This window comes from Chryseobacterium sp. TQ-BC-N36 (assembly GCF_058382295.1).
The window spans coordinates 1,044,441-1,070,362 of record NZ_CM178175.1; the positions used below are offsets into that span (position 1 = coordinate 1,044,441).

Annotated in this window: 25 protein-coding genes; 20 read left to right on the forward strand and 5 right to left on the reverse strand. The window is 34.2% G+C overall.

Annotated elements, in window-relative coordinates:
* The first annotated feature begins 24 nt into the window (after positions 1–24).
* From AC3FI7_RS04540 to AC3FI7_RS04550, 3 genes are all read left to right on the forward strand, one after another.
* A complete protein-coding gene (locus AC3FI7_RS04540) occupies positions 25–1,182 on the forward strand; it encodes an alpha/beta hydrolase-fold protein (RefSeq protein ID WP_142723005.1) in 1,158 nt (385 codons plus the stop codon).
* A 78-nt stretch (positions 1,183–1,260) separates the two neighbouring features.
* Entirely contained in the window at positions 1,261–2,253 is a 993-nt protein-coding gene (locus AC3FI7_RS04545) for a phosphotransferase (protein WP_491461529.1), read from the forward strand.
* Positions 2,254–2,343: 90 nt separating this feature from the next.
* Positions 2,344–3,582 (forward strand): hypothetical protein, encoded by a 1,239-nt coding sequence (locus tag AC3FI7_RS04550; protein WP_491461530.1) that lies wholly within the window; start codon positions 2,344–2,346, stop codon positions 3,580–3,582.
* A gap of 97 nt (positions 3,583–3,679) precedes the next feature.
* On the opposite strand, the gene AC3FI7_RS04555 is transcribed toward AC3FI7_RS04550, so the two are convergent.
* Entirely contained in the window at positions 3,680–4,087 is a 408-nt protein-coding gene (locus tag AC3FI7_RS04555) for a GNAT family N-acetyltransferase (RefSeq protein WP_491461531.1), read from the reverse strand.
* A gap of 21 nt (positions 4,088–4,108) precedes the next feature.
* A complete protein-coding gene (locus AC3FI7_RS04560; RefSeq protein WP_491461532.1) occupies positions 4,109–4,444 on the reverse strand; it encodes an antibiotic biosynthesis monooxygenase family protein in 336 nt (111 codons plus the stop codon).
* A gap of 94 nt (positions 4,445–4,538) precedes the next feature.
* Between AC3FI7_RS04560 and pdxR the strand changes: the two genes are divergently transcribed.
* From pdxR to AC3FI7_RS04605, 9 genes are all read left to right on the forward strand, one after another.
* On the forward strand, positions 4,539–5,996 hold the full coding sequence (pdxR, locus tag AC3FI7_RS04565) for a MocR-like pyridoxine biosynthesis transcription factor PdxR (protein WP_343658519.1): 1,458 nt from the start codon (positions 4,539–4,541) through the stop codon (positions 5,994–5,996).
* A 150-nt stretch (positions 5,997–6,146) separates the two neighbouring features.
* Entirely contained in the window at positions 6,147–7,100 is a 954-nt protein-coding gene (locus tag AC3FI7_RS04570; protein ID WP_491461533.1) for a DUF6624 domain-containing protein, read from the forward strand.
* Between the two features lie 180 nt (positions 7,101–7,280).
* Positions 7,281–9,335, forward strand: a complete 2,055-nt coding sequence (locus AC3FI7_RS04575) for an ATP-binding protein (RefSeq protein WP_491461534.1) — start codon at positions 7,281–7,283, stop codon at positions 9,333–9,335.
* A gap of 480 nt (positions 9,336–9,815) precedes the next feature.
* Positions 9,816–10,217: a hypothetical protein gene (locus AC3FI7_RS04580; RefSeq protein WP_491461535.1), complete on the forward strand. Its 402-nt coding sequence runs from the start codon at positions 9,816–9,818 to the stop codon at positions 10,215–10,217.
* A 39-nt stretch (positions 10,218–10,256) separates the two neighbouring features.
* Positions 10,257–10,553 (forward strand): hypothetical protein, encoded by a 297-nt coding sequence (locus AC3FI7_RS04585; protein ID WP_491461536.1) that lies wholly within the window; start codon positions 10,257–10,259, stop codon positions 10,551–10,553.
* Between the two features lie 30 nt (positions 10,554–10,583).
* Positions 10,584–11,333, forward strand: coding sequence for a DUF2625 domain-containing protein (locus AC3FI7_RS04590; protein ID WP_491461537.1), 750 nt, complete (start codon positions 10,584–10,586; stop codon positions 11,331–11,333).
* Positions 11,334–11,968: 635 nt separating this feature from the next.
* A complete protein-coding gene (locus AC3FI7_RS04595; protein ID WP_343658521.1) occupies positions 11,969–12,364 on the forward strand; it encodes a VOC family protein in 396 nt (131 codons plus the stop codon).
* A 194-nt stretch (positions 12,365–12,558) separates the two neighbouring features.
* Positions 12,559–13,425 (forward strand): DMT family transporter, encoded by an 867-nt coding sequence (locus tag AC3FI7_RS04600; RefSeq protein ID WP_491461538.1) that lies wholly within the window; start codon positions 12,559–12,561, stop codon positions 13,423–13,425.
* Between the two features lie 102 nt (positions 13,426–13,527).
* Complete coding sequence (locus tag AC3FI7_RS04605) at positions 13,528–14,403, forward strand: YDG/SRA domain-containing protein (protein ID WP_491461539.1); 876 nt, start codon at positions 13,528–13,530, stop codon at positions 14,401–14,403.
* Positions 14,404–14,406: 3 nt separating this feature from the next.
* On the opposite strand, the gene AC3FI7_RS04610 is transcribed toward AC3FI7_RS04605, so the two are convergent.
* The gene (locus AC3FI7_RS04610) at positions 14,407–15,189 is read right to left on the reverse strand and encodes a YdcF family protein (RefSeq protein WP_491461540.1); all 783 of its coding nucleotides are present in this window, start codon (positions 15,187–15,189) and stop codon (positions 14,407–14,409) included.
* A 213-nt stretch (positions 15,190–15,402) separates the two neighbouring features.
* Between AC3FI7_RS04610 and AC3FI7_RS04615 the strand changes: the two genes are divergently transcribed.
* Both AC3FI7_RS04615 and AC3FI7_RS04620 read left to right on the forward strand, forming a co-directional pair.
* Entirely contained in the window at positions 15,403–16,272 is an 870-nt protein-coding gene (locus AC3FI7_RS04615) for a helix-turn-helix domain-containing protein (RefSeq protein ID WP_491461541.1), read from the forward strand.
* A 227-nt stretch (positions 16,273–16,499) separates the two neighbouring features.
* Entirely contained in the window at positions 16,500–17,519 is a 1,020-nt protein-coding gene (locus AC3FI7_RS04620; RefSeq protein ID WP_491461542.1) for an alpha/beta hydrolase family protein, read from the forward strand.
* Between the two features lie 291 nt (positions 17,520–17,810).
* Here AC3FI7_RS04620 and AC3FI7_RS04625 read toward each other — a convergent pair whose 3' ends face one another.
* Together AC3FI7_RS04625 and AC3FI7_RS04630 are read right to left on the reverse strand one after the other, a co-directional pair.
* Positions 17,811–19,085, reverse strand: a complete 1,275-nt coding sequence (locus AC3FI7_RS04625; RefSeq protein WP_343658526.1) for a dicarboxylate/amino acid:cation symporter — start codon at positions 19,083–19,085, stop codon at positions 17,811–17,813.
* A gap of 238 nt (positions 19,086–19,323) precedes the next feature.
* Positions 19,324–20,736 (reverse strand): porin, encoded by a 1,413-nt coding sequence (locus AC3FI7_RS04630; RefSeq protein WP_491461543.1) that lies wholly within the window; start codon positions 20,734–20,736, stop codon positions 19,324–19,326.
* Positions 20,737–21,790: 1,054 nt separating this feature from the next.
* On the opposite strand from AC3FI7_RS04630, the gene AC3FI7_RS04635 reads away from it, so the two are divergent.
* From AC3FI7_RS04635 to AC3FI7_RS04660, 6 genes are all read left to right on the forward strand, one after another.
* Entirely contained in the window at positions 21,791–22,555 is a 765-nt protein-coding gene (locus AC3FI7_RS04635) for an O-methyltransferase (RefSeq protein WP_343658528.1), read from the forward strand.
* Between the two features lie 151 nt (positions 22,556–22,706).
* Positions 22,707–23,036 carry an ArsR/SmtB family transcription factor gene (locus AC3FI7_RS04640; RefSeq protein ID WP_142722990.1) on the forward strand — a complete coding sequence of 110 codons (330 nt, stop codon included), beginning with the start codon at positions 22,707–22,709 and terminating at the stop codon, positions 23,034–23,036.
* 221 nt (positions 23,037–23,257) lie between these two features.
* Complete coding sequence (locus AC3FI7_RS04645) at positions 23,258–23,728, forward strand: SRPBCC domain-containing protein (protein WP_491461544.1); 471 nt, start codon at positions 23,258–23,260, stop codon at positions 23,726–23,728.
* A gap of 261 nt (positions 23,729–23,989) precedes the next feature.
* The gene (locus tag AC3FI7_RS04650; RefSeq protein ID WP_491461545.1) at positions 23,990–24,568 is read left to right on the forward strand and encodes a YdeI/OmpD-associated family protein; all 579 of its coding nucleotides are present in this window, start codon (positions 23,990–23,992) and stop codon (positions 24,566–24,568) included.
* 16 nt (positions 24,569–24,584) lie between these two features.
* A complete protein-coding gene (locus AC3FI7_RS04655) occupies positions 24,585–24,983 on the forward strand; it encodes a DoxX family protein (RefSeq protein ID WP_310402313.1) in 399 nt (132 codons plus the stop codon).
* A gap of 383 nt (positions 24,984–25,366) precedes the next feature.
* The gene (locus AC3FI7_RS04660) at positions 25,367–25,921 is read left to right on the forward strand and encodes a DUF4256 domain-containing protein (RefSeq protein ID WP_491461546.1); all 555 of its coding nucleotides are present in this window, start codon (positions 25,367–25,369) and stop codon (positions 25,919–25,921) included.
* Position 25,922 lies beyond the last annotated feature (1 nt).

Below are 25,922 nucleotides of genomic sequence, written 5' to 3' on the forward strand. Positions count from 1 at the left end.
AAATTTGAGTCTTAACTGATATCCATGATAAAAAAGTACTTACTCTTTCTTTTAGTTTTCACTTCAGCAACGTCTTCACTGCTTGCCCAGAACTATGAAAGATATAAAAGACTAAAAGACACAATAGTAAAATCAACAAGTCTGGGATTTGAGAAAAAGATTTCTGTAATAGTTCCCATAGAATGGCAAAAGAAGTCCGGGAACAAATTCCCATTAATTATTGTATTTGATCGGCAAAATAAAAGAAGTAATCATTATATTCTCAATACCATTGACTATTTAACGAGTAATGAACAGATTCCTTCCTCTATCGTAATAAGCATTGAATCAGAACAAAGATACCGCTATCTTGAAACACAGTATAAAATTTCTGATCCCAAAGGCCTTGCACAGGAGAATGAAAAATTTATTTTTGAACAACTTATCCCATTAGCTGAAAGAGAGTACAAAGCCTCTTCTTTTAGAGTGTTAATTGGTCATTCCAGATATGGGTATTTTACAACCTCATTATTGAATTCTAGAATAAATGATTTGAATGGAATTATTTCTATGAGCCCATTTTTTACTCAGAAAAATGTTGACTTAACAGATTCTATAAATCAATTCAGTAAGCGCTCTTTTCATACAAAAAAATATTATCGCTATGGAATCGGAAACGACTATCCCGAAGATTTCCTGAAGATGGATTCCATCATTAAGAAAATTAACAATCCTTTTCTGGATATGAAAGGATATGAGTTTAAAAAAGCAGATCATAATGCAACGCCAGGCTTACTTATTAATACAGCTCTTTACGAGATATTTGAAGATTGGTCCGCCATTCAGTCAAAGTATATATCAAATAAGCAAACAGACTTGAGCATTAAATCATCATTGGATAAGGAAATACGCTCCAATTACGGCATTAATCTAAATTTTTCATTGGGTATTTTAAATGGAAAAGGATGGGCATTTTATAATGAAAAGCAATATAATAAAGCTATTCAGGCCTGGAAAATCCTTATAGATTATTATCCAAATTTTTCAGAGGCTTATTTAAATATTATAAAGGCTAAAATCTTACTAAAACAGGATTACTCTGCAACTGTTAAAGAATTCAATATTTCATTAGCAAATTCTGAATTTTATACAGAAAAGGAAAAGAAGGATTTAGAAATGGAATTGCACGAAATAGTTAAATAAATGGATGTAATAGGTGTAAAATCGAAAAATGTTAACGAAATTGCACAAACTATATAACCAGCTACGAACGAGAATTACATGACAGAGAAATTTCCGACAATAAACAGCACGCTTTCACCTGATAGACTTGGTCAACTTATTCAAGAAAAATATGGACTAACCGACAACGTGGAATGCAGGATCTTCCGGCTTGCGATGAACCATTTATACATCGTTCATGATGGCGAAAACAAATACGTTTTTAGAGTGTATACTCATGATTGGCGAACCGAATTAGAAATTCAAGAAGAATTAAGACTTCTCAACCATCTGAAAGAAGCAGACCGACAAGTTGCTTTTCCCATAGCAGATCAATCAAACAATTTTATTCAGAAAATTGAAGCTCCGGAAGGAACAAGATTCGGCGTTTTATTTTCATATGCTAAGGGTATAAAAACAGTAAAATTCTCACCGGAAACCAGCTTTCTAATTGGGCAGGCACTAGCTAAAGTTCATCAATCAACAGAACATGTAGAACTGATGAGAATGTCTTACAATGCTCAAAACCTGCTTAAGAATCCTGTTGTAAGGACAAAAAATTTCTATTGTAAAAACACGACCGAAATTCAATTTTTAGAAAGTCTTTCCGATTTTTTAACGCTAAAAATGGAAAATACAGACCTGCAGAAAATGAGATATGGAGCGGTTCATCTTGATGTCTGGTTTGATAATTTACATATTGATAACGAAAAAGAAATCACTTTTTTTGACTTTGATTTTTGTGGTAATGGTTATTTATGCTTTGATATTTCTTATTTTCTATTTCAGCTATTTACAACCCATCTGAACGAAGAGGAGTATGAAGCAAAAGCAGATCATTTCATAAGAGGCTATGAAACTGTCACTAAAATTAATGATGAAGAAAAAAAGCTTTTACCTTACGCATGTCTGGCTATTATGAACTATTATATAAGTGTTCAGTGCGACAGATTTGAATATTGGACCAATATTTTCCTGAATGAAGATCATTTAAAAAGAATGGTGGGCAATCTCAAACGATGGATTGCTTATCATAAAATTGAGGTAAAATAGTACTTTTAAATTTCACCCAAAATATCAAAAACAATCTAAAAATTTATATGATTAATGCAAGCTTTCTTATCTTAAATAAATATTGTTAATATGAATACAAAACCCATCACTTTTCCTAATCAGAGAAAGCATAATGCTGTACTAAGTTTCCTGCATTTGTTTGTTATTTCTTATGGGTATCTTTTTATTTTTACCTCTCAGTTTTCGCCTTTAGCAGGAATACATAAGAGTGGAGTCTTGTGGTTGTGTAAAAATGTTTTTCAGCAAACACAGGTAGAATATATTACAATGACTGGCAGCGGCGATACAACATTAGATTATTGGATAGTGCTTGTAAATATTGGCTTAGCGGTAGTGGCTGCACTCGTTATACTTCTTGCAGATAAAAAACAGCGGACATTTAAAGACTTGCATTGGTTTACGGTGGTAGTCGCACGCTATTATGTAGCTATGATCATGCTTTCATATGGTTTTGCCAAACTGCACGACGGGCAGTTCCCCGCCAATACAATTGGCAGACTGGAAGAAAGAGTGGGAGATATGTCGCCAATGGGGGTGGTATGGACTATGATGGGAGCTTCCACTGGTTATACATTTGTTTCCGGATTACTGGAAGTTATAGGTGGGCTTTTGCTTCTTTTCAGGAGAACCAAAACTTTTGGCGCACTTTTTTCCATGACGGTCATGATCAATGTAGCGCTGTTGAATTTCTTTTATGATGTACCAGTAAAAATATTTTCCAGTCATATTGTTTTATTTTGCTTCTTTATTGTAAGTGGGGATGCCATTGCTTTATATCGTTTTTTTGTATTGCATCAGCCATCGCAATTACGTTTTCAAAAAAGAACCTCCGACAAAAAATGGAAGAGAATTACACTTACTGCATTCAAATGGCTTGTAGTGGCTTTTTTTATATCGAGTTCTTCATCAGCATTGTTCTATACCCCTCCGGCTGTCCCAATGGAGGGTGCCTATACTATTAATCAATATATTATCAATAACCAGGAAATACCCTGCAATGACTCTATGGGCTGGAAAAAAATATTAATCAGTTATCCGGGGCGGACAAATATAATTCTTAATAATGACAGTATTAAAGCATTTCAAAGTTTCTTAGATACTGGAAAAAAAACACTTATACTTCGTAAAACAGATGAACAGAACATATATGCTTACCTGCATTACCGTGTTCAAAAAGATACAATCATTTTTTCGGGCAATAAGGGCAGTGAATCTGTAAAAATAAAAACGACAAGAAAGAAAAAAGAAGATTATCCGTTAAACAAAAGAGGTTTTCATTGGGTTAATGAATATCCATTTAACAGGTAAGAGATATATAGCTTAGCGGGAAACAATATAAATAAGTGATTTTACTTAAAGAAGACATGTAGTTTTAGTACATGTCTTCTTATTTTCCGGGATATTTTTATTTCAAATCCTCCACATTGTTCAGTATATAGCACTGTTCCCACTGTTTCATCCCGATTTTAGGGTAGTAGCCCACAGCTTTTGTTGCGGCCAATAAAATCAATGTAGCTTTTGGGGTGTGTTCTTTTGTCAATCGGATTAATTCTTTTCCAATACCTTTCTTTTGATAATTCTCATCAACAGCCAAATCTGAAAGATAAGTGCAAAATGCAAAATCGGTTAGTGATCTTGATATTCCAATCAATTTACCATTATCCCGGGCTGTTGCAATAAGGTTGGCATGCTGCAACATCTCTGTTATTCTTTCCGGTTCGTTTACCGGACGTCTTTCTCCTAATGTAGAGTTTACCAGCACCTGAGTAAATTCTTCTATTCCAATTTTTTCTTCAATTTGATATGTAATCATTTTTTATTTTTTACTGTTATTTTAAAAGATACTATCTGTAGGCGCTTCCTCTCTTTCAGACATTCCATAATCCCGTATCACGGAAGCTACACGCAATCTGTAATCTTCAAACACAGAATTCCGTCCTTCCTGTTGTGCTTTCCTGTGAGTGGTTCTGTTGCGCCATTCTTTTATACTATCTTCATCTTTCCAAAAGGACAGGGAAAGGATTTTTTGGGGATCTACGAGACTTTGAAACCGTTCAATCGAAATAAATCCAGGAATCACTTCCAGTTCTGACTTTAGTGATCTCGCTATATCCAGATATTCATCTTTTTTTCCTTCTTCAGGAGCGACTTCAAATATTACAGCTATCATACTTTTAATTAAAAACTATTTGATTTACAGGACAAAATTATAGGTAATTTGGACTACATTTGTATACCAGATTAAACATATAAAGTAGTCCAGAATGTTTCCATTTGAACACATCATCAGTATTGATAAAGAAAAAAAGCTTCCTGTTTACAGACAGATAGCCATCTCTATTATTAATGCGATAAGAAACGGTAATGTAAAGGCTGGAATGGCTCTTCCCGGCACCAGAGAACTTGCAAAAACACTGGGTGTGCACCGTAAGACGGTAATTGCTGCATATGAAGAGCTCAATGCCCAGGATTGGATACTGATTATTCCCCGGAAACAGGTCAGAGTATCTGAGCGTATTCCAACTCTACAACCTCAAAAGTGGAACGCTCAAAATTCAGCTGGATCCTATGAAAACAGTTTTGATCTTCCGATTCATCTATCAAAAAAAGATCCGCCACAACAGGAACTGACTGTTCTTCCTGAGATTTTCATTGATGATGGGCATCCCGATATTCGGCTTTCTCCTATAGATGAACTGTTGAAAATTTACCGCAGCTATACATCAAGAAGCTTTAGCATTAAAAAAGCAGTTGTTGGGACAACTCAAGGTACATTAAAACTAAGAGAAGAGCTATCGAGATATTTATCTGTAACAAGAGGACTCAATGTTTCCGCTGATAACCTATTGATTACCCATGGCGCACAAATGAGCATTTATCTGGCGGCTCAGTTGCTTTTACAGGATGGAGACATTATTGTTTCCGGAAAACCAGGATATCCTATTGCGAATAGTGCATTTGAGAAAACAAAAGCATCTGTAATAGAGGTTCCTGTAGACGAAAACGGACTGGACATTAATGCTCTCGAAAAAATGTGTAAAAAGAAAAAAATAACCGCTGTATACCTCATTCCTCATCATCATTATCCTACAACAGTCACTTTGAGCGTTGAAAGGAGAATGAAACTGTTGGAGCTTTCCAATCAATATTCGTTTGCTATTATTGAGGATGATTACGATTATGATTATCATTATTCCTCCTCACCATATTTACCTTTGGCAAGTGGAGCTCATAAGGGGAATGTCATTTACATTGGTTCATTTTCAAAAATATTGGGTTCTTCCATTCGTATTGGTTTTATGGTAGCTCCTAAAAATTTCATTCAGGAAGCTGTTCTTTTACGAAAAGCAATTGATGTAGGAGGGGATGGATATATGCAGAATGCATTAGCAGAATTGATTAAAAGTGGTGATTTGGGAAGGTATCTGAAGAAAGCCAAAAAGTCTTACCATCAACGCAGAGATTATCTGAATATACTTTTGCAACAGCATCTGAGCCCTTATATCTCTTTTACTTTACCAGACGGTGGTCTGTCGGTTTGGATACAGCTAAAACATCCCTACAGCGTTAATACATTGAAAACTCATTCACAATTGCAAATCAAACGAATAGATGAAGTAGAGAATGCTTTTCGATTAGGTTTTGCTTCAAAGAATCATAAAGAACTTGAAGAGGTCGTTTTATTTATAAAGAAAATTCTTACAAATATTTATTCAATATGATTATTTAATTTAAAAATAAAAAATTCGTTAGCCCACCGAATACCTATCATAATTTTTTTTTGTGATCTCTTAACAATCCAATCATCAAAATAAATTTTATATTAGTAGAATAATAACCATCTAAAATTTAAGAATTAAATACAGAAAAAAATGAGAAACCATATTTATACATTGTTATTATTATTTTTATTCACAAGCATCAATGCTCAGGAATATTCAAAATTAATAAGTGAAGCTGATCAATTATACAGAGCAAAAGATTATAAAATGTCTGCTGATGTATATGATAAAGCTTTTAAAATTGAAAGCGAAAATCCAAATCACTTATATAACGGCGCTTGCTCATCTGCTTTAGCAGGAAATACGAAAAAAGCCTTTAAATGGCTGAACCAGTCAATAGAAAAAGGCTGGACCAATCTAAAGCACTTAAATTCTGATACTGATTTGGATAATCTACATTCAAAAAAAGAGTGGGGGAAAACTATTGAAAAGCTAGAAAAAAAAATAGCGGCAATAGAAGCCAATTATGACAAACCCCTGCAGGCTGAATTATTGGCAATTCTTGAGGAAGACCAAAAATACAGAATGCAAATGGATGATACGCAAAAAAAATTCGGCCCGGATTCTAAAGAAATGAAAGATCTTTGGAAAATAACAATGCAGAAAGACTCGCTTAACTTAATAAAAGTAAAAAAAATATTAGATGAGAAAGGCTGGGTTGGTAAAGACAAAGTAGGCGCACAAGCCAACAGTGCTTTATTTCTTGTCATTCAACATTCAGATCTGGAAACACAAAAAAAATATTTACCTATGATGAAGGAAGCCGTAACAAAAGGCAATGCAAGTCCAGGTTCTTTAGCTTTGTTAATCGACAGAATAGAAATCCGGGAAGGTAGAAAACAGATATATGGAAGTCAGATAGGAATCAATCAGAGCAATAAATCTTACTATGTTTTACCTTTAATTGATCCAGACCATGTAGATAAAAGAAGAACAGAAGTTGGCCTAGGTCCAATCTCTGACTATGTAAAAAATTGGGATTTAGTTTGGGATGTTGAAAAATATAAAAGTGAATTACCAGAATTAGAAAGACTAAATAAATAGAAAAAAATATTTGCCAATAGCAGTTTGCAAAAGTGGCGGATTAGGATTTAACTAATTCGCTACTTTTTTTGATGCAATAATCAGAGCTCTGAGAGAGGTTATTTAAAAGCAAATAAGCTATATAAAAATCATTATAAGTATATAAAAATTACGTAATTTGCCTAATCTATACAGTCCAAAATGGAAACACTATCCGCAACATCAAATATTGCTAACAAAGTAAGAAATACGAGGTTACCTCGTACAAAACCTTTAATGCCATTGTTCGAAGTAATAAGTAACTCTATTCATTCGATTGAAGAAGCAGAAAAAGCTGATCTTTTGAAGAAAACAGAAGGAGAAATTATTATAAAATGTATAAGGAATGGCGGCGATGACGTATTAAGTAGCCTTCCGGAAATAGATAGATATCCAATTCATTCTTTTGAAATCATCGATAATGGTATAGGATTAAATGCTGACAATTTGAAATCATTTGTCGAGGCTGACACAGACCATAAAATAGAAATAGGAGGTAAAGGTGTTGGAAGATTTGTATGCCTGAAAGCTTTTACTGAACTTAATATTTATAGCCAATTCAGAGATGAAAGTGATAGTTTAAAAGCTATTTCTTTTGATTTTAGAAATACTAAAAAAGGCTTTCATAATATCGAGGAACCTAAGCCTATAGATGATTCTACAGGAACTAAAGTAGTGCTTAAAACGTATAAAGAAGATTATCAGAAAAATCTTGATTTTGATTTACATTCTGTTGCTAAAGAGATAGTGGCCCATTTTCAATTATACTTTATTAGAGAACAAGTTCCGAAGATAATAATAAGAAATCAAAATAATGTTGAATTTAATTTGCTTAACCTTTATAATGCAGAGTTCAAAAGTGATGTCCAAAATAGAGAGTTTAATTTAGATGGTGAACATTTCACTTTGTTCTTAACTAAATCTCTTGAATTCCAAAGCCATAAAATACACTTCTGCGCTCATAACAGAAGTGTTATTAATGAAGGCTTATATACAAGAATAATAGATTTAGGCAGATCTTTTATAAAGGATGAGCATGGTGAAAAATTTTTTTATCAGGCTTACGTTGTAGGAGATCTTTTAGATGAGTATGTAGATACAGAGCGAATCGGCTTTAATTTTCCTGGCGTGGATGATGGAACAGAAGAAGAGTCATTGTATATTAATTTATCAAGGCTGAGAAGAGATTCTGTTAATTGCATTGAAGATATCTTATCTGATTTCTTGAAATCAATAAGAACCCAAAAAGTAGAAAATTATAGACCTACTATCACTGAAGAACTTCCGCAATATAGAAGCACATTAAACTACCGTAAATCTGAAGTAATGAAACTCGCTCCTGATCTGCCAAAAGAAAAACTTGATATCGAATTATATAAAATTGAGGCAAAGTGGAGATTAGAAGTGAAGGAAGAAAGAATAAAGCTTCTGGATGAAAAAAAAGATATCACAAATCATGAGGAATATGCTAAAAAATATGAAAAATTTTTAGCAGAATTTAATGAGATTGGTAAATCTGACTTAGCCAGATATGTAGTACATAGACGAACTATAATAGAATTACTTGAAAATTTGATTGGAGTCAACTCTGAAAGTAAATTTGAAAATGAAGATTTATTACATAACATTTTCTTTCCAATAAGAACAACATCTGATGAAATCACACCAGACAAACAAAATCTTTGGTTGATTGATGAAAGGTTAACGTATCATTCATTTCTGGCATCAGACAAAACTTTCAATAGTATTAACGAAGTTTCCCAGGATAGCAAAGACAGAACAGATCTCTTGATTTATAACGAAGCTTTTGCATTTTCTGATTCAAAGATGGCCCCCCATAACTCTTTCACAATTGTAGAGTTTAAAAAGCCGATGAGGGATAATTATCAGGATTATAATGAAGAAAAAAATCCAATTGAACAGACTGAAAAATACATTGATAGTTTATTGGATAAGAAAGTAAAAGGACGAAATGGAAGAACGATCGAAGTAACTGACAAAACTCCTTTCTATGTTTATATTGTTTGTGATATTACTCCTTCATTAGAAAAAGTTTTAAAAAACAGAGAGTTCGAAAAAACTCCTGATGGTAAAGGTTATTTTAAAGTTAAAAGTAAATACTACTCTGCATATTTTGAGGTATTACCATTTGAAAAAGTATTAGATGATGCTAGAAAAAGAAATAGAATACTCTTTGAAAAACTCAACATTGACTAACATCATATTTTGAAAGTACAGATGTAATATCTTGGAATTTATATGAATTTGCAAGGGGTGGCCAAATTTTCACTTATGGAGAAAATGATGCTCAAATTGTAAATAGGAAAATTCCAAACTTAGAAATTATTGATGGTAAAAAATATCCTTATTTTTTATTCGACTTTAGGAAAATTGGAATATTATTTAGAAATAAGTCAGACAGCATCTATATTATAGTATGTGCAATAAAAGTTCAAAATTAAGATTATATTTCAACCATTCATAAATCCGCTTGACTTTGAAACTTATGATGAATTCAAAAAGTTCTCTTAATTTTCTTTCTGAGACTATGGATGAGATTTTTAAAGTGTCTCATAATTTCAATTTTAAAGAAGTTCATGATAATAGATCAGACTCAGCACTAAATAAAGCTAATAAAATAATTGATGAAGAGATAAAATAAAACTTAATCTCAAAAAACGTAATTATAAACATTAAATGACAAGCATTCTCTACACATCAAAAAATAAAAAAAACTATACTTTCTTATATAGTTTTCAACAAGAATATTTAGAAGCCCACTATGGTAATGTATTAATTTTTGAAATTTGGGAGCAAGGGAAAGAAGAACTTGACAAGTTTAGTTTTATGCTCCGAGAAATGGAAAATGGTACTGATTTGAAAGTCGTTGATTTGTTTTCAGATTCAAAAAAATATTATTTAGGAAAAGGAATTTCAAGAGCGATGATTTTACATTGTAAAAATTTATTTGTGAAACGGATTATTTCTGAACAAGGAAATAAAAACTGGGAAGAAGCTCGGACAAAAGTTTGGGAACGGATGAAATCTAACGGAGAAGTTGCTTATTGTGAATATAAAGATTTTTACTTTACAATATGATAAAATTGAACTATTAAAATAATTTCAAAAAACGATAATATGACAGAAAATTACATTCAATATGCGGGTGGCTATCAAAAAGATAATATTGATGAAGAGGATATAGTACAAGCTATATCAGACATTCAATTAATGGATGACGAACATGGAGCATTTTGGGTTTCAGTTATAACCGATGATGAAAATGTAATTGAAGTAAATAAAGATTTATCACTATTTGTAATTTTTGAAGAACAACAAACACAATATCAAGCCAAAGATTGGAACGAAGTCCAAGAACTTTATAAGTTACTATTGATGGAAAAGTTCGATGTAATAGCCGAGAAAGTAAAATAGAACTGAATAAATCTCAAATAGCGATCCAACATGACAAAAATTTTGGCAATTATCATATTCTCCTTATTCTCATTAACAACTTATGGACAAACGAAAATGCGTTCTATTGTTGAATTAGTGAACAATACAGACCCTGGTTGGCCACTTGTAAAAGGATGGATAGATTCTGCTAAAAACAAAGTGGAAATATTGCCAGTCGACACAAACAAAGCAAAGGATGCTTTATATAAAATTCAAGTTACAACACGGTCTCCAATGGGTGCAGTTGTTTACATGACAGGTGGACTTTTAGTTGATAATGGATGGATTAGAATTCTTGGTTCGGGTAGTGATAAATTAAGTAGGTCCTTGCCGGAATGGAACAAAGGAAAAGGGTTTAAGGATTTTGGACATCCTGCACCTTATCTTTTAATTGCTGATGATGCGATTGGTGGTTTTTTTATCCTTAATGGAGGTGAGTTAGGTAGTGACTTAGAAAAAGTTTATTATTTAGCACCGGATAGCTTAGAATATGAACCCCTTGACCTTACTTATACTGAATTTCTGAACTTTTGCTTTAACAATAATCTTGATGATTTTTACAAAGATTACAGGTGGACAAATTGGAAAATAGATGTAGCAAAACTCAAAAATGATCAAGTCTTTAATTTTTTTCCTTATTTATGGACTGCCCAAGGCAAGGATATAAATAAAGCAACAAAAAAAGAAGTTCCAATTGAAGAGCATTACAGATTAACTCTTGAATTTAGAAAGAAACTTGGACTTGATATGCAGAAATAAAAACTAGTACAAACAAGTATTATAATTTGCATTGGTTCAAATTGTTGATTACTACAACAAATGATCAAATGCAAGAAAAGCAAATACTTATAGATTATTAAATTTAAATACCTTATGAATATGAACAAAATAAACACTACATACAATTTAACATAATATAAATTATAGGATATTTTATAATGCAATGAAATAGAGTACTAAACGTTGAGAATCCCTTATTCTTTACTTTTTCCTTCCAGATACACTTCAACGATTTCCAAGAGCTCTTCTTGAGTCATAAATCTGTTTTCTCTACGAGGTCGTCAAGTCCTTCACTTTGTAATAAAGATGATTGCCTGATATTTCTCCCAGTTTTCAGCAAAATTTTTAACAGCATTTACGGCTTTTCTAGTGCATTGATTTTATAGATGATATTTCCGTTCATTTTTCATTATATTATGTTAAATTAATCCACGTAGAACCTTAGAGGAAATCCATTTTCTTCTTCAATCGTTTTCTAAAAAAAACATTGAGCTGTTTTAAAAATTTTTCGAGACTGGGAAGCAATTATATTCTGTCAGAATCTCTTTTTCTTGCCAAATGACAGCTTTTATTCTATCCAAACATAATACCTTTATCTAACCAAAATATATAATATGAAACCTAAAATGATCTGGGCCAATCTGGCCGTAGCCAACCTTGAGCGTACACAGAAGTTTTATATGGAGCTTGGATTCAAGCCTAATAATCCGCACACCTCCAATGAATTGGTAAGCTTCTTTTTCGGGGAAAATGAATTTGTCATTCATTTTTTCTTAAAAAATATCATCGAAAGAAATTTAAAAACCATGAATTTTGGAGACCCTCAAGATTCCAATGAAATTATTTTCACTCTTTCAGCCGACAATAAAACACAGGTAGATGATTGGGCTCAGGAAGTAAAGAATGCCGGTGGAACAATTATTTCGGAACCTGAAAGCTTTGGAGAGCATTACTATGGTTTTGTGTTTGCAGACCCCGATGGACATAAGTTTAATGTATTTTTTATGTAAACCTTACCCTATTTTTCTCTATATTTGGAACTCAATAAATCAATATGAACCGCTCGAACTGTCTGCCTCCTCCGGCCCCTTAATATTTTCAAATTAATTTGAAGCATACTTCTGTCGTTAACTGATTAACGGCCAGTATTCTTATGCTTCTGGTTTTATAAAATATTAATTCAACTTTTACAGTTCATTCTCTAATGAAAAAATCATATTTATTATTGCATCTGGCCGTGATATTGGCTGGATTTACCGGTGTATTCGGAAAACTGATCACTCTTAATGAAGGCTTACTGGTCTGGTATAGGCTTCTCTTCTCCTCTATCATTTTATTCTTTATTTTAAAACTGTTTAAAATTCCATCAGATATTTCCCTGAAGGAAAAAGTTCAGATCGCTAAACCCGGATTATTACTTATGCTACATTGGCTTCTTTTTTATGCCAGTATAAAATATGCCAACATCTCTATTGGTGTGGTCTGCTACTGCCTGACGAGTTTTTTCACGGCCGTATTCAAACCTGTTATTGATAAAGAGCAGTTCAGGCTTTCAGAATTGCTGCTCAGTATGCTGACCATTGCGGGAATTAGTCTAATATTTCATTTTGATACCTCCTATCAGCTTGGGATCCTTCTTGGAATATTTTCATCAGCATTGGGAGCTCTGTATACCCTATACAACAAACGCCTGGTAAGCCATTTTGATACTAAAGTGATCAACTATTATCAGATGATAGCCGGTACTGTATGCTGGGGAGCATTTTTGCCCGTATATCTCCTCTTTTTTCAGTCAGATAGCATAGTTCCTGACTTAAAAAATACGGTTTATTTGGGCATTTTATCACTTTTTTGTACGGTAGGCTTATATGTGATGTTTGCAGAGGTTTTGAAGAAAATTCCTGCCTTTACTGTTAACCTCACCTATAATCTGGAACCGGTATATGCCATTATTATGGCCTTTTTATTTTTTGGTGAAAGTAAGGAAGTCAATCCTGCTTTTTATCTGGGGTTGGGATTTATTATTGCATCTGTTGTTTTACAGACATTAATTTCGCTGAAGAAAAAATAATAGAAATCAGCGTGTTAACATATAAAATATTCTAAAATAAGTTACTCTCGGTTATTTTTTTTACTTAAAATCATAAATTTGTAGCTAAACAAAAAAATAACCGTGAGTAAACCTATTGTATTTGGCGAGATTGAAGGAATTGAAGAAGGATATCATTTTAATAATAGAAAAGAAATGATGCTAACAAGCTTCCATAGGAATTGGGGAGCAGGAATTGATGGCAACTCAAAAGAAGGTACCGCTGCTATTGTACTTTCTGGAGGTTATGAAGATGATTTAGATCTTGGAGAAGAAATTATCTATACGGGCGCAGGTGGTAATGATAGTAATACTGGAAAACAAATAAAGAATCAGGCTTGGGAAAAAGGAAATGCAGGGCTTCTAATAAGTATGGACCAAGGACTACCTGTAAGAGTTATCCGTGGCTCGACACATAAATCGGAGCTTTCACCACTAACCGGTTATACTTATGCTGGACTCTATAGCGTTGTTGATGCTTGGGAAGAAACTGGTAAAAGTGGTTTTAAAATTTGCAGATTTCGTTTAGAATATTCTGGTAATAATCAAACCAAAAAAAATCTTCGGCAAATTGAATTAGACTATTACGAAAGAACAAAAAAAAGAGTAGCAAGTACAGTTTTGAGAATCGTACGAGATACAAAAATAGCATTGCAAATAAAGAAATTATATGATTTCAAATGCCAAGTTTGTCAGATTACTATCCAAACCAAATTAGGTCATTATGCTGAAGGTGCTCATATTAAACCATTAGGCAAACCTCACAATGGAGATGATAACCCCGATAATCTTATTTGCCTTTGCCCTAACCATCATATCATGTTTGACAAAGGCGTGTTTTCTATTACTGATAAATTAAAATTAATTGGTGCTTTATCTGGCGAGCTAATAATTGATAGTAATCATAAATTGAATTTTTCTAACCTACAATATCATCGTCAAATTCACGGTTTTAAATAAACCCTACCCATTCAAACCCAGACTGTTATAAAGCTGTACCTGCCATATTCCCAACACTTCTTTGAGCATGACAAAAGTAAATGCAGCATTATAACTGTTAGGAAATGCCGTAATTTCAGTATTGATAAAGTCAGAAGGCTGTGGAACAGGATTTAATCCAAATATCTGAAACAGGGAAACCGCTCTTTTCATATGAAAGCCTGAAGTTACCAGATCTACACTGGAAGGAGCCATCTGCTTTAAAATCTTGCTGGAATATTTTGCATTTTCATACGTATTCATGCTTTTGTCTTCCTTAATGATGTCAGTGTCCGGTACCCCCATTTTCTTTAAGTTTTCACTGAACAATTCCGCTTCACTGGTGCGGCCTCTTCCCTTTCCTGAAATCAATATTTTACAGGACTGATGATTTTCTCTGTATGCATAATACAGCTGATAAGTCTTTACCAATCTGGAATAGGACATGATATGCAGTTTTTCTGTACGGTCAAAATCTACAACCCCACCACCCAATACGACAATAAAAGGATGCTGAGAATTCTTATTTTTACCTGCACCAGTATTAAGGTAACTTTTCTGCAGATATCCGGACGTCAATTGACCCAGAAAACCATTTCCTATGAAAATGATAAGCAAAACAACTGATATACCAATTCCGGCTCTTAACTTTTTATACCTACTTTTCCTTTTTAGCACAGCAATTATAATCAGCCCCAGAAACACTAAGAAGTAAGGTTCTGTAAAAAGCTGTACAACACGAAATAAAAGGTCCAGTAAAAATTTCATCTATGATAATATTGATTACGTTCAGCAAACATCAGAATCTCAAATATAGCATAAGGCTTTCTTAACTTTTATAAAAGCAGTTTAATATTTGAATCTAATTTCTGAATGGTATTTCCATTTTAATATCTCTTTATAAAAATACAAAATCCTGCCACATGAATGCTTTTATTCTGTAAAAACAATACCTTTATTCTAACCCAAAATATCAATGAGATGAAAAATAAAATAATCTGGACCAATCTGTCCGAACGTACAGAGAAATTTCATGACATTAAATCATTTAATCAATATGTTAAAGCTAAATTACCAAAGCATAATTGGATAGACATTGGTTTTTATCCTGATCGCTTTATTTTAGCGACTCCCCCTGTCTGCCCTAATTTCTATCGTATTTCAATTAAATTTGAATTGGATGGTGAAGGTGACAAAAGTCTTATGTTTTTTTCAAGTCCCAATCAACCTATACAGTGGAACGTGGAAAAGCCTTTTAAAGGATATTACATTCAAATTACCGAGGATGTTATCTCCAATTATCAGCATTTAGAATATTCTTTTCTCACTTATGGACTGCATGAGCCACTTTATTTAGAGAAAGACGAAGAAATGGTCATAACTAGGATATTTGAGGATGCTTTGCGAGAATATGAAAGTAATAATTTTTCGATGAATCTGTTATTAGCCTATTGCAATCTGATGTTTGCCCATATTTCAAAATTTTATGAACGACAGTTTGGTGTGAGAAAAGAAAAAAATAACCGGTTGATTAGCGACTTCTTCAAGCTCTTAGACACTTATTACAGCAATAATAACGAAAGTGTCACTCAACCGACTGTCACCTATTTTGCCAAAAGGCTAAATGTTACTCCGAATTATTTAAGCGATGTAATAAAATTTCACACCGGTAAGCCTGTTTTAGAACATATTCACTTACAAATAATAGATACCTCAAAAAGCCTTTTAAAAAACAATAAGCATACTGTTTCAGAGGTTGCTTATCAATTGGGATTTGAATATCCTAACTATTTTTCACGCCTGTTTAAAAAAGTTACAGGAAAGTCACCTTCAGGTTTTCAAAAAAAATGATTGCGTGTAAAAAACCTTATTTATTTTCATCAATATTTGATACCGTTAAAGATTGAGAGCCCAGAGTAATTTTAATGGTAATACATATTAAATCCCACAAACAGCCAATCAAATTCGCAAGAAATTTTCTGAATCGGTAATTTGTATCCATACAACCTTTATTTGTTTTCGTCATTTTTGGTGTGATCTGAAGAAATTTGCAACATTAACTCATTAAATTTAACATAATGGCATTTGAAAAAACTTTAGACTATCAAATAGATCACACCCTTGCAGGACGCTTGGGTAAAGAGGTTTATGAAAAGGCAATTGAGCAGCAAAAAAGTATATCTGAACAAGATTATGCTGCCATTAAATTTTTGGGAGAAAGAGCTATCCGCCCACCGTTCAGAACTCCGGTTCACAAGACACCTGCTGATCATGGAATGAATGTTTGGGAGGATATTTATTTTCCTTCCAGTGATGGTGTTCCTCTCGAAGGCTGGTATATTCCTTCCATAAAAGGTGAATCTGACAAACTTATCATTATGAATCATCCACTGCCAATGAGCCGTTCCGGATTTACAGGGCATTTTGGCGAACCGTTTTCGAGTGTGGATGACTTGGAAATTGATTTTGTTATTGAGATGAAACATTTATCCAATGCAGGATATAATATTTTAGCTTATGATTTACGGAATCATGGCAATAGCGGAACAGCAAACAACAATATATGCGGAATTGGACGTTATGAATGGCGTGATGTAGTTGGCGCACAAAATTATGTAAATAGCCATCCTGAATTGAGTAAGATGAAAGTGGCATTGTACAACCGCTGTACAGGTGGAAATGCAGCCTATGAAGCAATGTACAGATATCCTGAATTGTTTGATCATATTATCTGTTTTTTTGGACCAATGACCTTGTGTATGACGGCAATGATGAAAAAATTTGCAGGATATGCAGGCGTTGGCCAGTATTTGGAATTAATGGCTTTTGAACAATTGAAATTAGGAGGTTTTACTCATTACGAAATGGATCCAAAACCATTTGCACCCGCTGTAAAAGTCCCATACTTTATGTCGGAAGTTTTAGATGATGCCTGGACAGACAATCCAAATGATGCACAAGCCATATTCGATTTAATAGGTTCAACTGAAAAAGAACTGTTTTGGATTGAAGGTACAAACCGAAGATTTGATGCTTACAACTATTTTGGATTACATCCAGAAAAGATGATTGCATTCTTTGATAAGTATATGAAATAAAAAACATTAATTGTACAAGAAAAATTCTTTACAATAAAAAGGAGATCAAAAAGGTCTCCTTTTCCGTATATCTAAAATTACTAATGATTTCCTCTGACAAAGTCTAATTTGAAAATTAATTACGGTTTGAAATAAACATTTTGTCTATTTTGAGTTGAGCCACCAATATTTTAAAGCCCAGTCTAGAGTTTCTATAACTGGGCTTCATTGAGAATGATACAAGGTGTCCTTATCTAAATTTATTTTTAGAAATCAGATGTTTCATCATGTGTATTACCCTTTCAGTACATTTTAAACTTCAAGTTTAGATTCAATTTTATCAGGATGGTTCAGGCAATAGTGCAATTGTTCCTTATCAAGCTGCTTTTCCCAACGGGCAACTACAATAGTGGCAACGGAATTTCCTATAACATTCGTAAGGGCCCTGCACTCACTCATGAATTTATCAATTCCTAAAATCAAAGTCATTCCCGCAATTGGAATTTCCGGAACAACAGCAAGGGTTGCCGCTAATGTAATAAAACCTGCCCCTGTCACTCCTGCGGCTCCCTTAGAGCTTAACATGGCAACAAGAAGAAGTATCAGTTGTTTTTCAAACGAAAGATGGATATTGAGAGCCTGTGCTATGAATAAAGACGCAAGCGTCATATAAATATTTGTTCCATCTAAATTAAAAGAATACCCGGTAGGAATCACCAGGCCTACAACGGTTTTGGAACATCCCGCTTTTTCCAGTTTTTCCATAATTCCCGGCAATGCAGATTCTGAAGAGCTGGTTCCTAAAACCAAAAGGATTTCTTCTTTAAGGTAAATAACTAACTTAAAAATATTAAATCCATTATACCATGTTACCGCACCTAAAACCAATACTACAAATAAGATAGAGGTAATATAAAATGTACCTACTAAAAATATTAAATTCAGCACAGAACTGATCCCATATTTTCCAATGGTAAAAGCCATTGCCCCAAAAGCACCAATGGGAGCCAGCTTCATCAATATATGAACTATTTTAAAAATAGGAGTGGAAAGATCCTGCAGAAAGTTGGTTATTTTATGGCTTTTTTCCTTAGTGAGTACCAAAGCAACCCCCATTAGAATTGCAATAAGAAGTACCTGCAGAATATTTTCTCCAACCAAAGGACTAAACAGGGTCTGAGGAATAATATTCATAATAAATCCGGTAACAGTAGAATCATGTGCCTTTTGCTGATATTCTGAAATATCTCCTGTAAGAGTCGAAGGGTCAATGTTGAGACCGGCACCTGGCTGTACTATATTTCCTACTATTAAACCTATGATTAAAGCCAGTGTAGAAAATGTTAAGAAATAGGCCATTGCTTTTATAGCAATTCTACCTACCCTTTTAAGATCAGTCATATGGGCAATCCCTAATGTCAAAGTAATGAAAATAACGGGTGCGATGATCATTTTTACTAATTTTATAAAACCGTCTCCTACCGGTTTCATTTTTTCACCCAGTTCAGGATAAAAATGTCCTAAAAGGATACCTGCGATGATTGCAATAATTACTTGAAAGTAAAGTTGCTTATAGAATTTTTTCATATGATGTGTTTTTTATAATTGGACTTTAAAAGTTTATCAGAATAGTAAGAATTGGGGGAAACTTATATCTGTATTCCTATACTGTAAGCAAAAAATACGGATCAGTGCCTGAATATTGAGATACATGGTTTTGGCTAAAGTGAAATAGCTCTTATATTATTTCCCCCATTTCCTGTAGAATCTCTCAGTAGCTTTGATTCTTTAAATGACTGTCATTTGATTTTCAGGAAGCCATACTCTAGAGTACAATCTGCAGAGACAATAAATATTCTCCTTTTCTATCGAAAATTCTTTTTGTAGAAGGGTCATACAGAGGCCTGCTGCTATATTGGGCAACAATTCTTGTGTTTTGACCATATAGATAAAAATTGATGCCTGCATCAAAATAGCTTCCACTTTGGTTTAAGGCTTTCAAATCTTTAAGTGCATAATTAAAAAATGGCTGAACTTTTAAAATGTTACTAAACTTTGGAAGTACAAAACCAGCCTGTGAGAACCAAATGCTTCCTGTTCCCATCAGAACCCTGTTATTACCCGCACCTTCCAGTGCTGTTTCTCCTTTAAATTCGGGATCAGGTGTACCGGGATTTAAAACTCCGCTTAATCTTAAATAGTTCGGACCATAATTATAATTGTAATAAACAGAGTACAGCGTAAGTCCCATTTCTTTCTTTTTGTTTCCAATGGGTAATTCTGTGTATATATCTGTCCCCAATATACTGGTATCATGCGATTCAAAAACATCTTTGAGCGGTTGAGTGAGCGTAGACTGTTTATTAAAATAATAACCAATTCCAAAATTTAAAATCTTTCTTTTCCCCAGATTATTACCTGACAGAAAAGCATTTGCCGTAACTTCTTTATTGAAGAATTGATAATATACATATCCGGCATAAGATAGTTTTCCACTTTTGTTATTATCAACAGCTCCTCCTCCTACTGCAGGAGTCAGATTTGTTGCAAAAGGTTTATTGATGCTGAACCTGTAATTAAGCTTATCAAATTCTCCATGAACAAATACCCCAAACTGTCTTGAAAACTGATCTGCAACTTCAATAGTAGGAAAATTAAAAACAGGGAGATCTCCTGCCAGCATTTTGATACTGCTTCCATTCGATAATCGGCTTACCCCATTCCAGGAGTGTAACCCGGCTCCCAAATACACGTTGTTTTTATTGGGTTTTCCTGTTTGAAAGTCATTTCGGGGAATAATCGCCAACTCGTTGTATGCGTCATGAATAAAAAAAGGTGCTCTTTTCCCTGCCCCGGTTGCTCCAGTTCCGGTACCTCCACCAGAAATAAAGCTTTCATTATTAGTCCCCACCTGAAAGTATACAGAATAAAAGGGAGTTACCTGGCTTTGAACAGTAAGCCTCATCCGTCGGATACTTGCATCGTAAGTCTGGTCCTGCGGAACTCCATTCACCTGTGTTCCCGGATTGTTTTCAATACTGCGGAGCCAGATCTGACTGGAAAGAGTAAATTTTATCCATCTGTCCCCTGAGGGATTTAGATTGATGGTAAGATCTCCAATATCCAGAGGATTTTTTTTTGCAGGTAAGTTATCTGATTTTTTTTCGATGTGAAGAGAATCCTGACTGTAAGCATATGGCATTACAATTAGGAATAAAATTATTCTCAATTTTTTCATAAGTGTTTTTTTTCATCAATTTGTTTAATAAAACTATGCAAAACATTTTAATCCTGCAAGTCTTTCATAAAAAAAATCGATAACTATATTCCAATGTCATTATCTGATTTACAGCACAATAAAGCCTGACATCCAAAAACAGCTTTATTCTTCGGCTTTAGCAAAATTTGTCGATGATTAATGCAGGAATTCTTTTCTGATATATTGAGATAATGATAAAACCGGGGAAATTTTCTCTTTTTATTTATACAATTATTTTATACATTTGCAGGCATCAAACAACACACTAAAAAGTGTGTTAATAAAAGATAAACACCTACCCAAGTGAAAAAGCAGAAAAGTATCCATATTTTTATGACTCTACTCCATATATTTTTGGACAGACATTTTTATAAAGAAAAAAACAGAAACGCCTCTTTCAATATAAAGAAGAAGTTTCAACCCGAAAAAACATCATAACCCAAAAACAGATTGATCCAATCTTAAAAAATCATTTGCCGGTAAGAAAAGAAACGCAAAACTTTTCCCTGAACAGGAGCAATTCCTTTTAGATTAGCATAACAGCATATGTTTCGGCCGCCAAAGGCGGCCGAAACTATCCACACTCCTTCACAGGTACACCATTCTTAGCCTGAGTAAAGCATTCTATAATTCTAAAACTTTGCGGTGGCAGGAGATCAAAATCATGAGACTGAATATCATCACATGCTTGAACTGTAAGAATGTAGTACACTGTTAAGGATATCAGGAGAATATCTGAAGACATTCATTCAGCACACCCTTTTTCAAATGTACCCGAACTTTACTGTTTCTTAAAAACTTAGGTTTCCTTCGTGGCTGAAAAACTCATCACTTAGAGCTTTATATAAAAATGTTCATTGCCTCTTACACAAGCTCTTAATGGTTTAATAAAATACAATTTTTAAGTGGTTAATTAAAGGATAATAGTATTAAAAAATTTTAAACAGATTGACACTCAAAATTAATATTATCTCAATCTGATATGAGTTTTAAAAAGATACATTTGCCCTGTAACTTTAACACTGTCAATCACATGTCAACAGTTCTCAAAACATTTGTAGCGTATCTCAAAAGACCTGCTCTTTATCCTGAACTGGGCAGAAAGATCATCAAAAATACAATAAGCAGAAGAAGCCCATTCAGAGGAAAAGCAAAAACAAATGCCTGGGCTGCATCTATAGCAGTTTCTCAAAAAGTAGCAGTTTCCTGGCTTTTCTCTATGGATACTGATCATTTCAGAAATACCTATGCTGATATTCTGGAAAAAGCAATTGCAAAAGAAGCACAATGCCCTATTACAATGGGTGGTGCCGGCGCACTGGAGCTTATTTACTATGCATGTGAATATACAAAAGCTCAAAATGTCCTGGAAACCGGAGTAGCTTATGGATGGTCATCATTGGCCATATTGCTTTCCCTTCAAAAAAGAAACGGAACACTGTACAGCTCAGATATGCCTTATCTTGCACAGGATGGAGACCGGTATGTAGGCTATGTTGTCCCTGAAAACCTTAAAAAATATTGGAAATTATTCCGGTTTGCAGACAGAGAATCTTTGCCTAAAATTTTTAAAAAAGTTTCTTCTTTTGATGTTTTCCACTATGATTCTGACAAAAGCTATCACGGAAGGATGTGGGCTTATCACCAGATCTATAAAAGACTGAAACCCGGTGCAGTCTTTATCAGTGATGATATTGGAGATAATTCGGCATACCAGGATTTCTGTCGTAAAAAAAATATTAGGACTTCTGTTGTAGAATACAGCGGAAAATATATTGGCGTTTTTATAAAAGAATAATCAGCTGCTGATCAATTGTTTATATAGTAAATGGAGAACATTAAGTTCTCCATTTTTCTTTTAATGATTAAACATCCTTTAATAAAATTTTTCAAAAAAAACTTGCATAGCTAAATAACTACACATATATTTGTAGTCAAATAACTACACAATGAATTTAAGAAGAGATGTATTTCAGGCGATAGCAGATCCTACGAGACGGTCTATATTAATGTTGGTGGCGACACAGTCGATGACGGCGGGAGCCATTGCTTCCAATTTTGATACGGCAAGACCTACCGTTTCAAAGCATCTCCAGATCCTTACAGAATGCGAACTGCTGAGATCTGAACAAAACGGCCGCGAAATAATCTATCACCTCAATCCCAATAAAATGAAAGAAATAGCCGATTTTATAGAACCCTTCCGTAAAATGTGGGACGAAAAATTCAACAAACTGGAAAGTGTGATGAAAGCGTATAAAAATAATATGAGACAATAGATAATAAACGAAAAGATGAGAGACTGTGGATGTCAAAGTTTAACTGTAAACCTCAATGTCAATAGTGAATTTTGCTTCGCAAGTGAATCGTCAATTATTTTTGAAAGGATAACAACGTTGAACATTAAACTTTAAACCTTGAACGATTGTATTCTCAAACTCTGGAACTCTCCCACTCTAATACTCAGAAAACCCTCAAACTTAAAAACCAAACTCAAAATATGGAACTCAAAACAAAAATACACGCAGAAGACGGCAAACAGGAAATCTTCATCACCAGAGAATTTGATCTTCCTGTAGAACTGCTTTTCAAAGCGTATACAGAAGCTGAACTTTTTGAACAATGGATGGGCACCAAAGTCACCAAGTTTGAAAACCAACCCCACGGAAGCTACCGTTTTGAAACCTCCAATCCTCAGGGAGAAGTGATGTTCAGTGCCAATGGAACCATTCATGATATTGTTCAGAATGAGAAAATTATAAGGACTTTCCAGATGGAGAACACTCCTTTTCCTGCTCAGATCGAGTTTTTAACATTTGAAAAATTAACAGGCAACACCAGTAAAATCACGATCCAGACAATTTATAAATCTATTGACTTCAGAGACCAGCACCTGAAAATGCCATTTGCCCAGGGAATTAATATGGCGCATAACCGTTTGCAGGAATTGTTTAGAGAGACGAAAAGATAATAGACGAAGAGATGATAAACAATGGGCAACAAGGTTTAAATTGTGGGCATCAATGTCAATAGTGAATTTTGCTTCGCAAGTGAATCGTCAATCATTATTTGATAAACAGCAGAACCTTGAACATTAAACTTTAAACCTTAAACCTTAAACCCTTATACTCTCCCACTCTCAAATCCTCAAACCCTAAAACCCCGAATCTCGCATCCCGAAACCCAAAACTCTCCCACTCTAATACTCTCAAACCCTCAAACCTCCCACACAATGAATCCAAAAGTTAATTTTTTCTTCGAAAAAGCCACACAGTGGAAAGAAGAATTTGAAAAATTAAGGACAATCGCGTTAAGCACCGAATTAGTAGAAGATTTAAAATGGGGCTGTCCCTGCTATACCTATGAAGGGAAAAATATTTTCCTGATCCACGGCTTTAAAGAATACTGTGCCCTACTCTTCTTTAAGGGGGCTTTGATGAAAGATCCGGACCATATCCTGATTCAGCAGTCTAAAAATGTGCAGGCCGCAAGACAGATCCGCTTTACCGATGTGGAACAAATTAATGATCTGCAAGACATCCTTCGTCAATATATGTTTGAAGCCGTTGAAATTGAAGAATCGGGCGCTAAAGTGGAAATGAAGAAAACAAAAGAGTTTGAAATAGCGGAAGAGTTTCAGGAAAAGCTGGATCAAGATCCTGCATTAGAGGAAGCTTTCAAAGCATTAACTCCGGGAAGACAAAGAGCCTATCTGCTCCACTTCTCCTCTGCCAAACAGTCCAAAACCCGTGAAGCCCGCATTGAAAAATGCATCCCACAAATCATGGACGGAATAGGATTAAACGACTAACTATAAAAAACAGATCATGAACACACCACAACCCTCACAAAAAAGAACAAAGATTATCTACTGGATATTCACTCTGTGGATGGCTCTGGGAATGGTTTCCACTGCCATTGTCCAACTAATGAAAAACAAAGATGAACTGGCCAATTTTACCAACCTCGGCTACCCTTCTTATCTGATGACCATTATCGGCGTATGGAAAATCCTGGGTGTTATTGCCATCCTTATACCTAAACGTCTGTTGCTAAAAGAATGGGCTTATGCCGGATTTTTCTTCGTGATGTCAGGAGCTGTCATTTCCCATCTTATTGTGGGTGATACAGCCGGCAGAACTTTTCCCGCAGTATTACTATTTGTATTAGTACTTATTTCCTGGTATTTCAGACCTGCAGACAGAAAAATCACTGTTATTGATTAATAATTTTAAAAACTAACAGTCAAAAATTTTATCGCAGATAAAATCTTTGCGCCTTAAACAATCCCTCATTAAAATAACTTGCGTCTTTGCGATTTCCAACAAAACAAATTCGACATAAAAACTCAACTAACCCCGGAACAAATCAACGAGTTTTTAAATACAGCCAGCAGAACTTTTCCCGCAGTATTATTATTGGTACTGGTTATTATTTCCCGGTATTTAAGTCCCATGGAAAGAAAAATCACTATTATTGATTAATAATCTTAATAATTAACAGTCAGAAATTTTATCGCAGATAAAATCTTTGCGCCTTAAAACAAGCCATTATTAATAAAACTTGCGCCTAAGCGAATTCCAACAAACACAATAAAACAAAATTTGACATGAAAACTCAACTAACTCCAGAACAAATCAACGAGTTTTTAAAAATACTAAAAACCCGATTTGAAAAAAATATGGACCGACATAAAGATTTGAAATGGGAAAAAATCCAGCAAAGATTGGAAGCCAATCCCGAAAAAATCTGGTCTTTATATGGAATGGAAGCCACTGAAGGTGAACCCGACGTGGTAGATTATAATAAAAAAACAGATGAATATTCTTTCGTTGACTGCTCTCCCGAAAGTCCAAAACGCCGAAGCTTATGTTATGATTATCAGGCCTGGGATGCCAGAAAAGCCAACAAACCAGAAAGTAACGTCATCGACACCGCTAAAGAAATGGGTATTGAACTTTTGACAGAAGAACAATACCGTCATCTTCAGGAATTGGGAAAATTTGACCAAAAGACTTCAAGCTGGATCAAGACACCCCCTGAAATCCGGGAACTGGGAGGTGCACTGTTCTGTGACAGAAGATACAATACCGTATTTACGTATCACAACGGTGCAGATTCTTATTATGCGGCAAGAGGATTCAGAGGAGTATTAAAAGTATAAA

Bases quoted from the DNA above. Each gene is read 5' to 3' on its own strand.
- AC3FI7_RS04540 (WP_142723005.1), top strand. From the start codon at position 25: ATGATAAAAAAGTACTTACTCTTTCTTTTAGTTTTCACTTCAGCAACG.
- AC3FI7_RS04545 (WP_491461529.1), top strand. From the start codon at position 1,261: ATGACAGAGAAATTTCCGACAATAAACAGCACGCTTTCACCTGATAGA.
- AC3FI7_RS04550 (WP_491461530.1), top strand. From the start codon at position 2,344: ATGAATACAAAACCCATCACTTTTCCTAATCAGAGAAAGCATAATGCT.
- AC3FI7_RS04555 (WP_491461531.1), bottom strand. From the start codon at position 4,087: ATGATTACATATCAAATTGAAGAAAAAATTGGAATAGAAGAATTTACT.
- AC3FI7_RS04560 (WP_491461532.1), bottom strand. From the start codon at position 4,444: ATGATAGCTGTAATATTTGAAGTCGCTCCTGAAGAAGGAAAAAAAGAT.
- pdxR (WP_343658519.1), top strand. From the start codon at position 4,539: ATGTTTCCATTTGAACACATCATCAGTATTGATAAAGAAAAAAAGCTT.
- AC3FI7_RS04570 (WP_491461533.1), top strand. From the start codon at position 6,147: ATGAGAAACCATATTTATACATTGTTATTATTATTTTTATTCACAAGC.
- AC3FI7_RS04575 (WP_491461534.1), top strand. From the start codon at position 7,281: ATGGAAACACTATCCGCAACATCAAATATTGCTAACAAAGTAAGAAAT.
- AC3FI7_RS04580 (WP_491461535.1), top strand. From the start codon at position 9,816: ATGACAAGCATTCTCTACACATCAAAAAATAAAAAAAACTATACTTTC.
- AC3FI7_RS04585 (WP_491461536.1), top strand. From the start codon at position 10,257: ATGACAGAAAATTACATTCAATATGCGGGTGGCTATCAAAAAGATAAT.
- AC3FI7_RS04590 (WP_491461537.1), top strand. From the start codon at position 10,584: ATGACAAAAATTTTGGCAATTATCATATTCTCCTTATTCTCATTAACA.
- AC3FI7_RS04595 (WP_343658521.1), top strand. From the start codon at position 11,969: ATGAAACCTAAAATGATCTGGGCCAATCTGGCCGTAGCCAACCTTGAG.
- AC3FI7_RS04600 (WP_491461538.1), top strand. From the start codon at position 12,559: ATGAAAAAATCATATTTATTATTGCATCTGGCCGTGATATTGGCTGGA.
- AC3FI7_RS04610 (WP_491461540.1), bottom strand. From the start codon at position 15,189: ATGAAATTTTTACTGGACCTTTTATTTCGTGTTGTACAGCTTTTTACA.
- AC3FI7_RS04615 (WP_491461541.1), top strand. From the start codon at position 15,403: ATGAAAAATAAAATAATCTGGACCAATCTGTCCGAACGTACAGAGAAA.
- AC3FI7_RS04620 (WP_491461542.1), top strand. From the start codon at position 16,500: ATGGCATTTGAAAAAACTTTAGACTATCAAATAGATCACACCCTTGCA.
- AC3FI7_RS04625 (WP_343658526.1), bottom strand. From the start codon at position 19,085: ATGAAAAAATTCTATAAGCAACTTTACTTTCAAGTAATTATTGCAATC.
- AC3FI7_RS04630 (WP_491461543.1), bottom strand. From the start codon at position 20,736: ATGAAAAAATTGAGAATAATTTTATTCCTAATTGTAATGCCATATGCT.
- AC3FI7_RS04635 (WP_343658528.1), top strand. From the start codon at position 21,791: ATGTCAACAGTTCTCAAAACATTTGTAGCGTATCTCAAAAGACCTGCT.
- AC3FI7_RS04640 (WP_142722990.1), top strand. From the start codon at position 22,707: ATGAATTTAAGAAGAGATGTATTTCAGGCGATAGCAGATCCTACGAGA.
- AC3FI7_RS04645 (WP_491461544.1), top strand. From the start codon at position 23,258: ATGGAACTCAAAACAAAAATACACGCAGAAGACGGCAAACAGGAAATC.
- AC3FI7_RS04650 (WP_491461545.1), top strand. From the start codon at position 23,990: ATGAATCCAAAAGTTAATTTTTTCTTCGAAAAAGCCACACAGTGGAAA.
- AC3FI7_RS04655 (WP_310402313.1), top strand. From the start codon at position 24,585: ATGAACACACCACAACCCTCACAAAAAAGAACAAAGATTATCTACTGG.
- AC3FI7_RS04660 (WP_491461546.1), top strand. From the start codon at position 25,367: ATGAAAACTCAACTAACTCCAGAACAAATCAACGAGTTTTTAAAAATA.